General features: G+C 48.4%; 10 protein-coding genes. 5 read left to right on the top strand and 5 right to left on the bottom strand.

All coding sequences use genetic code 11. The annotated features are described in order from the left end of the window. The first annotated feature begins 246 nt into the window (after positions 1–246). The gene (locus J8N69_RS12605; RefSeq protein ID WP_168826046.1) at positions 247–1,275 is read left to right on the top strand and encodes a TAXI family TRAP transporter solute-binding subunit; all 1,029 of its coding nucleotides are present in this window, start codon (positions 247–249) and stop codon (positions 1,273–1,275) included. A gap of 145 nt (positions 1,276–1,420) precedes the next feature. After that, a complete protein-coding gene (locus J8N69_RS12600) occupies positions 1,421–3,547 on the top strand; it encodes a TRAP transporter permease (RefSeq protein WP_168826044.1) in 2,127 nt (708 codons plus the stop codon). 96 nt (positions 3,548–3,643) lie between these two features. Here J8N69_RS12600 and J8N69_RS12595 read toward each other — a convergent pair whose 3' ends face one another. Then, on the bottom strand, positions 3,644–5,038 hold the full coding sequence (locus J8N69_RS12595; protein ID WP_168826042.1) for a peptidoglycan DD-metalloendopeptidase family protein: 1,395 nt from the start codon (positions 5,036–5,038) through the stop codon (positions 3,644–3,646). Between the two features lie 341 nt (positions 5,039–5,379). Between J8N69_RS12595 and fdhD the strand changes: the two genes are divergently transcribed. The 3 genes from fdhD (at position 5,380) to J8N69_RS17135 (ending at position 8,898) form a co-directional block, all read left to right on the top strand. Beyond that, the gene (gene fdhD, locus J8N69_RS12590) at positions 5,380–6,219 is read left to right on the top strand and encodes a formate dehydrogenase accessory sulfurtransferase FdhD (RefSeq protein ID WP_168826040.1); all 840 of its coding nucleotides are present in this window, start codon (positions 5,380–5,382) and stop codon (positions 6,217–6,219) included. Beyond that, complete coding sequence (locus tag J8N69_RS12585; protein WP_168826038.1) at positions 6,212–8,539, top strand: FdhF/YdeP family oxidoreductase; 2,328 nt, start codon at positions 6,212–6,214, stop codon at positions 8,537–8,539. Before fdhD ends, J8N69_RS12585 begins: the two co-directional genes overlap by 8 nt. Positions 8,540–8,772: 233 nt before the next feature. Next, entirely contained in the window at positions 8,773–8,898 is a 126-nt protein-coding gene (locus tag J8N69_RS17135; protein ID WP_268921713.1) for a hypothetical protein, read from the top strand. Positions 8,899–8,999: 101 nt separating this feature from the next. On the opposite strand, the gene J8N69_RS12580 is transcribed toward J8N69_RS17135, so the two are convergent. The 4 genes from J8N69_RS12580 to J8N69_RS12565 are packed head-to-tail and all read right to left on the bottom strand — an operon-like array spanning position 9,000 to position 13,004. Continuing rightward, positions 9,000–9,932 (bottom strand): electron transfer flavoprotein subunit alpha/FixB family protein, encoded by a 933-nt coding sequence (locus tag J8N69_RS12580; protein ID WP_168826036.1) that lies wholly within the window; start codon positions 9,930–9,932, stop codon positions 9,000–9,002. Next, a complete protein-coding gene (locus tag J8N69_RS12575; RefSeq protein WP_168826034.1) occupies positions 9,932–10,681 on the bottom strand; it encodes an electron transfer flavoprotein subunit beta/FixA family protein in 750 nt (249 codons plus the stop codon). Before J8N69_RS12575 ends, J8N69_RS12580 begins: the two co-directional genes overlap by 1 nt. A 27-nt stretch (positions 10,682–10,708) precedes the next feature. Further along, positions 10,709–11,125, bottom strand: coding sequence for an acyl-CoA thioesterase (locus J8N69_RS12570; protein WP_168826032.1), 417 nt, complete (start codon positions 11,123–11,125; stop codon positions 10,709–10,711). A 25-nt stretch (positions 11,126–11,150) separates the two neighbouring features. Continuing rightward, a complete protein-coding gene (locus J8N69_RS12565) occupies positions 11,151–13,004 on the bottom strand; it encodes a feruloyl-CoA synthase (RefSeq protein WP_168826030.1) in 1,854 nt (617 codons plus the stop codon). Between the last annotated feature and the right edge of the window lie 38 nt (positions 13,005–13,042).

The raw sequence follows: 13,042 nt of genomic DNA, 5'->3' as shown, positions 1-13,042 counted from the left end.
CTTATTAGAAAATTCATATTGCCTCAAATCACACGTCAATGAAGAGGTTTATTCCGTTTTACCATGAGCTATTTATTGCCGACGAAAAGCCTACCATCATAAGCAATAAACCGCTTAAAGGTGCACGAAAAAAGCATAAAAACATCATTTAAAATAATTAACCTTTATATATCAATAATTTAAAAATCTGGCACGATAATCGCTATAAGTAAGATGACACTACCCCATTAATAGGAGAAAAATAATATGAAATTGGGCCTTATTACAAAAACCATACTTTGCGGTGCCACCGCCGCTGCCATGACATTATCCGCTGCCAGCACCTTTGCGGCTGAAAACCGCAATTATATTCTAGCAACGGCGTCAACAGGCGGCACTTACTACCCTGTTGGGGTGGCCATCGCAACCTTAAGTAAAGTCAAACTAGAACCCAAGTTTGGCCTTTCTGTTTCTGCTATCAGCTCAGCAGGATCGGGTGAAAACATCAAATTACTGCGCGAAAACCAAGCACAGTTTGCCATTTTACAAGGCTTATACGGCGCCTGGGCTTGGGATGGTGAAGGCCCATTCGAAAGTTCTGGCAAACAAACGGAATTACGTTCCGTGTCTATGCTCTGGCAAAACGTTGAACACTTTGTTCTCAAAAGTGATTTGGCCAAAACCGGCACCATGGCGGATTTAAAAGGCCTAGAAGGCACAAACAATAAATTTTCCATCGGCACGAAAAACTCTGGCACAGAAGGGTCTGGTCGTCAGCAACTAAATGGCCTGAACATTGATGCCGATAAATTTGCCCTCGCTTATATGGGATACGGCGCCAGCGCTGATGCCATGCAAAATGGCAACATTGATGGCATGAACACCCCAGCAGGCGTTCCAGTAAGTGCCGTGACACGGCTTTACGCGTCGATGGGAGACAAGGTGAAAGTATTGGACTTCACCGACGAGGAAGTCAAAGCGGCAAATGGAAACTATGAACTATGGACACGTTATGTCATTCCCGCCAATACTTACCCAGGCCAAACTAAAGACATCAACACAGTAGCTCAACCTAACTTTCTAGCGACTCGAGCGGATCTATCAGAAGACGATGTCTATGAATTAACCAAGGCGTTGTATGAGAACTTGTCGTATTTAAGCGCCATTCATAAAGCCACCTCGGTGATGTCACTTGAAAAAGCCATTGCAGGCTTGCCTGTTCCACTGCATCCGGGTGCGGCGCGTTACTATCGTGAACGTGGTATCGACATTCCTGCTCGCCTGATCGCGAAATAACGACCACAATCGTTACTGCGCCGTACAAAAGTACGGCGCTTCTTTGCCCTACTCGCTTGTACTGCTGATTCATTCTGATTCGTACGACTGACTTGACTCGCACAACGAATTTGTACCACCGTTTTTCACTAAAGGTAGCTTGTCTATGACTGCTTCAACGCAACCAACCCCGCCTCAAGAAGACATCAATCTTGACGATTTTGAAACGAAACACCGCTCAGGACTTTGGCTAAATCGGTTCGTTTTTGTCCTGTCGATCTTTCTGGCCACGGCACATATTTACATCAACACCATCGCCACCTTACCAGAACTTTGGGTATCGGCTTTTCACTTCGCAGGCTTTGGCATTTTGTGTGCGTTACTGATTCCCGCCAATCCAAACTGGCGAGACAGTAAAATAGCCCTCATATTTGACTCCGCCATCGTGCTCGCGCTAATCGGCATGGTGCTTTATATCATCTTTTTTGAAGACGCACTGTATGCCCGTGGGGTGACGTTTAACAGCGCTGACTGGGTTGTCTCTAGTGTGGCGGTACTGTTGTCGCTGGAACTGATCCGCCGCACCAGTGGCTGGTTTATTCCTTGTCTTATCATCGTCGCGCTGACGTATGTCGTGCTGTGGGGGCGCTGGCTTGGGGGAATGTTTAACTTTCCAGGACTCACGCTTGAAACACTCTTGTATCGCAGTTTCTTTAGTACCGACGGAATGTTTGGTTCTATTTCCAGAATATCCTGGAGCTTTGTCTTCATGTTTATTCTGTTTGGTGCTTTTTTAGTGAAATCTGGGGCCGGCGATTTTATCATTAATCTGTCTCGATCACTGGCCAGTAAAATGATTGGCGGGCCCGGCTTTGTCGCTGTACTTGGCTCTGGCTTAATGGGCTCAGTGTCAGGCTCATCCGTTGCCAATACCGTATCAACTGGGGTGATCACTATTCCCTTAATGCGCAAAGCGGGATTTCCCGCACGCTTTGCCGCCGGCATTGAAGCCGCTGCGTCAACAGGCGGACAGCTGATGCCACCCGTCATGGGCGCTGGGGCTTTTATTATGGCGTCTTATACGCAAGTATCCTACGTCACTATTATCAGTGTCGCCGCCATTCCTGCCCTATTGTATTTTCTCTCAGTCGGTTTTTTTGTTCGAGTAGAAGCCAAACGCAGTAAAGTCATTGCGACAGACAGCGATGACGCGATCAATATCTCGCAAGTCCTCAAAGAAGGCTGGCACCATATTGTGCCGCTTGGCGTACTAGTGACGCTGTTGGTGCAAGGCTTCACACCCACTTATGCGGCAGGCATCAGTATTCTTGCGGTCATTGCGGCGTCTTTTTTATCTAAAAAATATCGCATGGGTCCCGCCGCAATACTCGACGCCATGGCACAAGGCGCCAAAAACATGTCAACCACAGCGGTTTTACTGGTTGGCATAGGCCTCGTTGTTAATGTCATCAGCACCACAGGCGTAGGCAACACCTTTTCGTTATTGATTACCAATTGGGCGGGCGGCAGTCTTTTCTTCACCATCGTTTTGGTGGCCATTGCGTCGCTCATTTTGGGCATGGGCTTACCCGTTACGGCGGCTTATATCGTATTAGGCACTCTGTCGGCACCGGCGCTTTTTAACCTCATAGCAGAAAGCCAATTATTAGAAATGATGTCAGCGGGTAATCTGCCTGACGCTGCCAGCGCAGTCTTTATGCTAGTCGATCCTTCCGCCATTGCCTCGCTCGCGCAAGGCATGCCAATGGAACAAGCTCAGGCCTTGTTAGCGCAAGTGCCCAATGATTTCAAAAGCATGCTGATGGACCAAGCTTTAGGGGCTCAAAGCGTTGCGATGATCTTGGTAACGGCTCACATGATCATTTTTTGGTTGTCTCAAGACAGCAACGTCACACCGCCAGTCTGTTTGACCGCGTTTGCTGCCGCAGCCATTGCCAAAACGCCCCCCATGCTCACCGGCATGACAGCATGGAAACTCGCAAAAGGCCTGTATATTGTTCCACTATTGATGGCGTATACCCCCTTAATAGGAGGCGACACCGAAACCCTACTGCGCCTGTCCTTCTTTGCTATTTTTGGTATGTACGCCTTGGTGGCCGCGATGGAAGGGTATTTAGAAGACAAATTATCCCTCTTACCAAGAGTCCTCGCCCTCATCGCCTCAGGGATGATGCTGTGGCCAAATCTGCCATTATGGGTTCAATGTATCGGCCTTGTCGTATTCCTCGTTCTTTTTGTCGCCGGCAACAAGTCCTATCGGAAAAGCCTGTAAGCAACGGCGGTAATGGACCGCAGTAGCGTATAAAAAAAGGCGTTTCTTCTCGCAAAGAAACGCCTTTTTTCATGGTGCTTTAACGCGATGACTAGGTTAAATATTGTACGGTTTTTCGGCCGCCTTAGATGTCATCATTTCAATCCACTGCTGCACATTCGCATCGTATTCTTGGCGTTGTGACTGAGGAACCGATTGCGTCGTCGGAATTTGCGCTGTCATTGGATTAACGGGGCGGCCTCTTACATGCAGCTCATAATGCAAATGCGCGCCTGTGGTGCGGCCAGTATTACCAGACAGCGCAATCACTTGACCACGCTTAACCTGCTGACCTTGTTTAACCAACACCTTGTTCAAATGCAAAAACCGCGAGCCGTATGGTCCGGTGTAGTTCACCACCACATATTTTCCCGCGTACTTATGATTAGCAACTCGTGTCACTATGCCATCGCCAGTGGCCAGAACCTCTGTGCCACTCGGCGTCGCTAAATCCACGCCATTATGTGGCGCTGGGTGCCCCGTAATGGGGTGCAAACGATTGGCATTGAATGACGAACTAATTCGATACTCTTGCTTTGTTGGCCAACGCAACAACGCGGGCGTTAAGCTATTGCCATCTTGGTCATAAAAACGACCGTCTGAATGAAAAAAGGCTCGATAGGTTTGCCCTTTCACGGTTATTTGCAACGCCTCAAGTTGGGTTTCCCCGACTCGAATGCCATCGATACTGCCTTTTTTAACCACGACATCAAAGGTGTCATCCACCCTCAAATCCTTACGGAAATTCACTCGTCCTTGTAAAACATCGTGTATCATCAAAATATTTGCATCGGATAAGCCAATTTTTTTCGCGGAAAGATAAAAACTGCTCGTAATCTTGCTATGAATCACCGTCTGCGTATAGCGGATGGGTTTAATCTGCTCTTCATAGGTAAAACCACCACGACCGTGCCTAACATAAGAGACACTTTTACTGACATCAAGGCGGCGCGTGATTTGCAGCAATTCGCCTTTTTCGTCAATCTTGAAGGTAAATTTATCCTTGGGTATCAAGGGCTCAAGCACCAAATACTCTTGATCCGCTTCAAGCACGGCGTACATCGACTCTCTTGATAAACCCAAACGCGAAAAAATACGCCCTAAGGTATCGCCAGACTTAATCACATATTCGATCGCTGGAATCGGCGCCTTGACCGTCTCTATTTGTTGCAAAGGGTCAATGATGGTAAATCGAGCCTCGGCATCGCTTTCATCCGCACTTAGCTCCGCTTGATCGACTTCTTCAGCGGTCTGATTTGAAGCAAGGCGAGGGGCTCTTGGCGCATCAGCGGAAGACTTGTTGTCCGGCAAGACATAATCTTGCGGATTGTCTGTGACCGGCACCAATGATTTGTAGACCAGCAATAAAAATATAAAAACAACAAAAAATAGCCAGAACCATACTCGTGGCCCAGACAAAGCCCAACTAAAAAGGCGTTTAATAAATGGCATAAATTAAAAAACTCGTAATACAAAAAGTGACACGAAACGTAACCAATACAGGAATCTGTCTATATTCTTGCTAGATGACAAAAACTCATATTATTTACTTATAAAACCTTACAGGAATCATACGAAAAAGTTATTAAGGCTTAAAAATTCGGCGTAGAATACGGCATTTTTGCAGCCAAAGAAATACTTCCACCCTGTAAAGCTCACTGATGCGCTTGCTTTTACTCGTTCCATTCTTTTCCATTCACCAACTATACAAACCGCGCAAACAAAATCATTGGACGCCTTCCCTCACGCTACGTACTATAAAGTTCATTTTATGACGAATAGCACACACGTTTATGTCTGACTCACTGCTTTCTTTAACAGGCTACCAGCGCAGCCCATTTCACCGCTACGACGCATTGAACACACAGCAATGCACCGACCTTGTGGAAGAAACCCCCGTGGCGATTAGCGTCAATGGTATTACCCATGCCGTGATGATGGCGACCCCGATACAGCTCGACGCCTTCGTCATTGGCTTTGCTCGAAGCGAAGGCATGATCGAACAATTAAGCGACATAAGAGACATTGAAATACACCCAGCCCACACCCAGCCAGACATAACAAGCGTGGCCATTGAACTAACCTTGAGCCCTCGTCAATTCGCCCAGTTTAAACAAAAGAGGCAATCACACCTTGGCGCAACAGGTTGCGGATTGTGTGGCGTAGAATCGTTATCCCAAGCGATTCCAGCCTTACCTAAACTGCCACCCAGCCGCTTAATAAACGCGGCGGCGTTGCCTACGCTACGGTCACTTTTATCGGACTACCAGCAGCTCGGTAACATAACGGGCGCCATCCATGCCGCCTTGCTATTGTCACCAGAAGGCGACCCTATTGTTTGCATGGAAGACATCGGTCGGCATAATGCGCTCGATAAGGTGATTGGCTACGCGCTGCAACAGAAGATAAATTTACACAATCACAGCGTATTAATGTCAAGCCGATGCAGCACAGAGTTGGTTCAAAAAGCCGTTCGAGTAGGGCTGTCACATTTAATACATTTGGCATCACCCAGCACACTCGCCGTCAAACTGGCGCAATATTATGGTCTCACCTTAATTCATTTACCCAAGCAAGACGCACCACGAATATTTGCGTCTTCAATCCAATCAGAGGGCAAAAACAATGACTAAAAAGCCAGATTTTTATACACCCTATAAAGGCCCTGCGGGTGGCTGGGGAGCGCTGCAAAGTACCACCAAGCATTGGCTAAAAAGCGAAAATGCTGTGCGTAATATTCACACCTTATTAAAAACCAACCAGCCCCATGGCTTTGATTGCCCAGGCTGCGCGTGGGGCGAAAAACACGACCCGGCGAAAATCCGTTTTTGTGAAAACGGTGCCAAAGCGGTTAACTGGGAAGCCACCTCGCGCAAAGTCGACGCCGCCTTCATGGCAGAACACAGTGTCAGCTGGCTCAATACACAAAGTGATTACTTCCTTGAATATCAAGGTCGACTCACCGAGCCCATGCGTTACAACCGAGCAACCGACCATTACGAAGCGATTTCTTGGCAGCAGGCGTACCAACACATCGCCGACACCCTAAAAAGCCAAACCGACCCAAACAAGGTGGCCTTTTACACCTCGGGACGCGCCAGCAATGAAGCCGCTTTTCTATATCAGCTTTTTGCCCGCGCCTATGGCACCAACAATTTCCCTGACTGTTCAAACATGTGTCACGAAGCCAGCGGTTACGCTCTCACCAGCAGCATTGGCATTGGCAAAGGCACGGTAGAAATTGACGATTTTGAACGCGCCGATGCGGTGTTTGTATTCGGCCAAAACCCGGGTACCAACCACCCGCGCATGTTAGAAACACTGAAAGAAGTAGTACAACGCGGCGCGCAGCTATTGAGCTTCAATACACTGCACGAACGTGGCTTAGAGCGTTTTCAGAACCCACAGAACCCCATCGAAATGCTCACCAATGGTTCCAAACCCACCAATACCGGTTACTTTTGTCCCAAAATTGGCGGCGACATGGCGGTGGTGCGTGGCATGGTGAAAGTACTTATCGACTTAGAGGACGCTGCTCAACAACAAGGCAAGGCGGTGTTTGATCACGACTTTATCCAACAACACACCCAAGGCTTAGATGCCTACCTAGAACAAGTCAAACAAACCCCTTGGCAAGACATCATTGAACAGTCGGGGCTCACAAAAGAAGACATCACCCACGCGGCCAATGTTTATGCCAACGCAGAAAGCGTCATCCTCACGTGGGCAATGGGCATTACGCAACACCATCATTCGGTGGCGATCATTCATGAAATGGTCAACTTAATGGCCTTACGTGGCAACTTGGGCAAACCTGGCGCTGGGCTGTGCCCGGTTCGCGGTCACAGTAATGTGCAAGGTGATAGAACCATGGGGATTAATGAGCGCCCTTCTCAGGCGTTTCTGGATGCGCTGGAGAAACACTTCAACTTTACCCCGCCGCAGGAACACGGTTTGGCGGTTGTCGATACCATACGCGCCATGCGTGATGGCAAAGTAGGGGTTTTTATCGCCCTAGGGGGAAATTTCGCCGCCTCCACGCCCGACACCCAAGCCACAGAGCACGCCTTAAAACAATGCCAGCTCACCGTACAAATCAGCACTAAGTTAAACCGCTCTCACCTTATTACCGGCACTGAGGCGATTATATTGCCTTGCCTTGGCCGTACCGACATAGATCATCAAGCCAAAGGCCAGCAAAAAGTCACCGTGGAAGATTCCTTCAGCATGATTCACGCCTCTGGCGGCGTACTGGAACCCTTAAGCAAAGAACAAAAATCCGAACCCGCCATCGTCGCGGGAATCGCACAAGCCACCCTAGGTAATTTCCCAATTGATTGGGCGGAAGTGGTCAGCGACTACGATCTAATTCGTCAACACATTGCCGCAGTGGTACCGGGCTTTCACGACTTTAACCAACGCATTTTACAAGATGGTGGATTTTACTTAGGCAACAGCGCGCGGGAAAGACATTGGAACACACCGGCAGGCAAAGCCATTTGCCATACCCATGTGTTACCGGAGTCAATTTTACCAAAACGCGCACAAGATTTGCTGTCAGACAAAACGCTCATCATGCAAACGCTACGCTCCCATGACCAATACAACACCACCATTTATGGCATGAACGACCGATACCGCGGCATAAAAGGCGAGCGCAAAGTGGTGTTTATCAACCCTGCAGACATACAACGGCTAGGCTTTGAAGAAGGCCAAAGCGTCACCCTTCGTTCACTATGGGACGATGGAGTGGAGCGCAAAATCAGTGGCTTCAAACTGGTGCCTTATAGCATCCCAGCTGGCAATATTGCCGCTTACTACCCAGAAACCAACCCATTGGTTCCATTGGACAGCTATGGCGAATTCAGCCACACGCCCACCTCCAAAAGCATTGCGATCGAACTAGAAGCCGACCAAGAGGAAAACAACGGCATCGCGGTTGCGGCGCTTTAGTTTATTTCTATGCCATCAAGCCACCATAGGCCAACTAGCAAAGTCCGCCCCGGCACCACCGGGCGGACGATCACTCTATCCGCCGCAACAAAATATGCAAATAATATGGACGAGGCAGTTATCCTGTGCTTTTATTAAGCAGACTTTTCTTAGCTATTTTTTTCAGACAAGCGTTTCTTAAAAAACTTTTATTAGATAAAACAATAACAACAGACACTAAAAAAGGAACCAACATGGAAAGCACACTAACCTTCGATATTCTTCACCTTTGTGCCTTGGCGATCACCACTTGCTGTTTTTTAATCATCAGCGGCAAACGGGTGATTGAGCTTTGCTCTCAAACCGACTCCAGCAAATAAAAAAAACCGAGCCTAGGCTCGGTTAACATCACCAAATCTGCACTGACTATTTAATCAAACGGTCCCATCAAACCGTCATACGCTTACCCTGCTGCAACCCCCTAAAGTTTGCGGGTCATTTCAGGCAGCACCGTAAAAAGGTCTCCCACCAAGCCATAATCGGCAATCTGGAAAATAGGCGCGTCTTCGTCTTTGTTTACCGCGACGATGACTTTTGAATCCTTCATACCGGCCAAATGCTGAATCGCGCCGGAAATGCCAAACGCCATGTACAAGTCTGGCGCAACAATTTTACCGGTCTGCCCCACTTGCAAATCGTTTGACACAAACCCCGCATCCACCGCCGCACGAGACGCCCCTACCGCTGCGCCTAATTTATCGGCTAAGGCGTCTACCAAGGCAAAATTCTCGCCACTGCCCACACCACGACCACCCGACACAATACGACTGGCACTGGCAAGATCAGGGCGCGCCGACTCGGTAATATCATCCGACTGCCAACTCGACAAGTGGTTGTCCGCCATAAAATCAAGCGTCTCAATCGTGCAAGCTTGCTCAGCCTGTTGAGTCGTTTTATCAAAAGAAGACGCACGTACCGTGATGACTTTTTTATCATCGAGCACCGTCACGGTGGCAATCGCATTACCGGCATAAATCGGACGTTTAAACTGATCGGCGCTCAACACCGCACAAATATCCGACACCTGACCCACATCCAACAAGGCGGCAACTCTGGGCATAAAATCTTTCGATGCCGAATTAGACGGCGCAACAAGATGCGAATAATGCTCAGACAAGTGTACGATCAGATCCCCCATGGGTTCTGCCAAAGCATATTCATAAACGTCGGACGCCGCACAAAGCACCTTGCTCACACCAGACAAACGCGCTGCGACGTCAGCGACGGATGCCACTTCTTTGCCTGCAAGCAGAATATGCACTTCATCGCCAATGGCGTGAGCCGCCGTCAACGCCGATAAGGTCGCAGGCGAAAGTTCACTTGAATTATGTTCTGCAATTAATAAAGTCGTCATTAAATCACCTTCGCCTCGTCTTTCAATTTAGCAATCAATTCGTCCACTGATGCGACTTTAATACCCGCGCTGCGAGTGGCTGGCGCTTCGACTTTATCTAATCGACAATGGGACTGTGCCGTCAGCCCTAAATCGGCCAATGAAAAAGTGTCCAGTGGCTTGCGTTTGGCTTTCATGATGTCGGGTAATTTGGCGTAACGCGGTTCATTAAGGCGCAAATCCGTTGTCACAATCGCCGGTAATGTCAGCGCTATCGTGCGCAATCCACCGTCGATTTCACGCGTCACAAGGGCTTTTTCACCTTCCACCACAAGCTTAGAAGCAAAAGTACCTTGAGAACGCTTCGTCAGCGCCGCCAGCATTTGCCCTACCTGATTATTGTCCGAATCAATCGACTGTTTGCCTAAAATCACTAAACCGGGCTGCTCTTTTTCCACCACAGCCGCAAAGGCTTTCGCCACATTTAAAGGCTCAATCTCACCATCAACCGTCACCAAAATACCTCGATCAGCGCCTAACGCCATGGCGTTACGCAGTTGCTCTTGGCTTTGTGTTGTGCCCACACTCATCACAATCACTTCAGAGGCAACACCCGCTTCTTTTAGGCGCACCGCTTCTTCAACGGCAATTTCACAAAACGGATTCATCGCCATTTTGACATTGGTTAAATCCACATTGCTCTGATCGGCTTTGACACGCACCTTGACGTTGTAGTCAATGACACGTTTAACGCCCACTAATATTTTCATTTTACCATTATCCTCAACACTGCTCTGTCAGTTTTCATTCAGCATACGCGCTCTAATATCGTCTGGAATGGCTTTGGCTTTCAGCGCCCCCGATTCATCGTGGCAAGCCCAAACTCGCTTCTCCAAACATTCCACCGCCAGATCGTCGCCATTAAAGAGCTGGTGACGAACACCAAAACTGGCACGACCCACTTGTAAAATTTCACTCTTAATCACCACTTTATCGCCATACTTTGAGGGCTTAAAAAATTGTGAGCGAATATCCACCATGGGAAAACCAACGTCTTTTAGTTCGTCACGAACATGTCGCAACGTGTAGCCCATCGCCTCAAACAATGCCCCTGTCGAGGCATCAAAAAAGGCAAAATAGCGTGGGAAAAACACAATATCGGCGGCATCGCAGTCGCCCCACTCGATTTGTATTTGACGTTCATTTTTAAACATAATATTCCCTAGAAATAATTATTCTTTAAAGACTAATCACCAAATCCGACAAGGGCTCCTGATACAGTAGCGCGATCTGATCTTCACGATAAGCCTGCACCGCGCGCTGATTTAATGAACCTTTATCGGTGATCTCATGAGCATCAATGCTGGGTGGCACCGCCTGCAACAAAATACGCTGAACCACAGTCGAGCTACCCGTGCTGTTTTTCGTAAACTCAACCAACTTCTGTTTAAAAGCGTCGCGCACTGCACTATGAGCAATCAGCTCTTCATTGGTTTCAACCAAGTCATGGGGAAGGATCGCCTGACAGTGAGCCCAATCGGGGAAAATCAGCGCGGTGATATAGCCACGGTTTGTGCCGCACAACACAACATCTTGCACAAAGGGCGCAAACGCACTGATGAATTTTGCCCGCAAGGTGCCAGCACTGACCCAAGTACCACTGTCGAGTTTAAAGTCTTCCGAGACACGACCATCAAAACGGAAGCCCCGCTGCGGCGCATTTTCATCCAGATAAGCAATCGCGTCGCCGAGACAATAATAGCCTTCTTCATCAAACGCTTTTGCCGTCAACTCAGGCTGACGCCAATAACCCGGCATCACGGTTTCCGCCTTCACACGAGCTTCTAACTTGCCTTCATTTGGAACCAACTTAATAGAAACACCCGGTGCAGGCACACCAATCACCCCAGAGGTCGACTCTTCCACCGAGGCAAACGTCGCGGAAGGCGCGGTTTCCGTGCAGCCCAGCCCCGTTAGCATAGGGATTTTTTTACCCGTATATTGAATCGCCAAGGCATCCAGATCATCCCAAATATGCTGCGCCAAACCCGCCGCGGCAAAAAAGGTAAACTGCAAACGGGCAAAAAACTTCTCGGCTAACTCGCTGTCGGCTTTCAAGCTTTTCACCAACAATTCAAAACCTTTTGGCACGTTGAAATACACAGTAGGAGAGATTTCAGACAGGTTTTTCAAGGTCTTCGCAAACAGTTTTTCCGTCGGCTTACCGTCATCAAGATACAGACTACCGCCGTTGTACAAAGCAATACCGATATTGTGGTTACCGCCAAAGGTGTGATTCCAAGGTAACCAATCGACCATCACTGGTGGCTGGTCTTTCAGAAACTGCATCACTTGATGAATCATCACTTGGTTGGCACAAATCATCCGCTGGGTATTCATTACGCCTTTAGGCATGCCCGTTGTACCAGAGGTAAACAAGATTTTAGCAATGGTATCGCCATTGACCTTGGCATTGTGCGTGTCCACTGTGGCGGCTTCTGGAAAATCCCAAAAAGACTCAAACGACAAGGTCGGGTTGCTAATTTTTTGCGCCGTGATGTCGCCTTTGATGACCACAACCGGCGTGCTCGTGTCCTGACAAACGGACTGAATGGCCTTTTCATAAGGCGCCAATTCATCCACCACAATCAACCCAGGCGTCAATGTGTCAAAAATATGCTGCAACTTAGAATAGTCCGTTGCAATCAGAGAATACGCAGGAGAAAGCGGCGCATGAGCAATACCCACATACATACCCGCCAACGCCAGCATCAAATGCTCTACGCTGTTACCACACAAAAAGACAATCGGACGCTCTACCGAAACGGGCTGCGTTAATAACCAAGCAGCAATTTTACGTACTCGAGTGACCGCTTGCGCATAGGTGACTTTTTGCCATTCGCCCTGATCATCACGCTCGGCGACAAACAGTTGCTCAGGCGTTTTTTTGGCCCAGTATTCAAGTTGGTCTGTCCAGCAACGGGCGTAGTCATCCAAGGCTTTTTGGCTGCTGATAATTTGTACACCGTCTGCGCGTTTTTCAATAGTAATAGGGTGCGTGACGACCTTGATTGGATGGAATTCAGCGTTCATTTTTTGCTCCTACGTTCATATTTTGCCCCTACTCTTAT

The sequence above is a fragment of the Marinomonas profundi genome (genome assembly GCF_020694005.1).
Classification (GTDB): Bacteria; Pseudomonadota; Gammaproteobacteria; order Pseudomonadales; family Marinomonadaceae; genus Marinomonas; species Marinomonas profundi.
This window is presented reverse-complemented; position numbering and strand designations above follow the sequence as displayed.

What these genes read in the sequence shown, in the direction of transcription:
- J8N69_RS12570 (WP_168826032.1), bottom strand. Translation starts at nt 11,125, where the DNA reads ATGTTTAAAAATGAACGTCAAATACAAATCGAGTGGGGCGACTGCGAT.
- J8N69_RS12585 (WP_168826038.1), top strand. Translation starts at nt 6,212, where the DNA reads ATGACTAAAAAGCCAGATTTTTATACACCCTATAAAGGCCCTGCGGGT.
- J8N69_RS17135 (WP_268921713.1), top strand. Translation starts at nt 8,773, where the DNA reads ATGGAAAGCACACTAACCTTCGATATTCTTCACCTTTGTGCCTTGGCG.
- J8N69_RS12565 (WP_168826030.1), bottom strand. Translation starts at nt 13,004, where the DNA reads ATGAACGCTGAATTCCATCCAATCAAGGTCGTCACGCACCCTATTACT.
- J8N69_RS12575 (WP_168826034.1), bottom strand. Translation starts at nt 10,681, where the DNA reads ATGAAAATATTAGTGGGCGTTAAACGTGTCATTGACTACAACGTCAAG.
- fdhD (WP_168826040.1), top strand. Translation starts at nt 5,380, where the DNA reads ATGTCTGACTCACTGCTTTCTTTAACAGGCTACCAGCGCAGCCCATTT.
- J8N69_RS12605 (WP_168826046.1), top strand. Translation starts at nt 247, where the DNA reads ATGAAATTGGGCCTTATTACAAAAACCATACTTTGCGGTGCCACCGCC.
- J8N69_RS12595 (WP_168826042.1), bottom strand. Translation starts at nt 5,038, where the DNA reads ATGCCATTTATTAAACGCCTTTTTAGTTGGGCTTTGTCTGGGCCACGA.
- J8N69_RS12580 (WP_168826036.1), bottom strand. Translation starts at nt 9,932, where the DNA reads ATGACGACTTTATTAATTGCAGAACATAATTCAAGTGAACTTTCGCCT.
- J8N69_RS12600 (WP_168826044.1), top strand. Translation starts at nt 1,421, where the DNA reads ATGACTGCTTCAACGCAACCAACCCCGCCTCAAGAAGACATCAATCTT.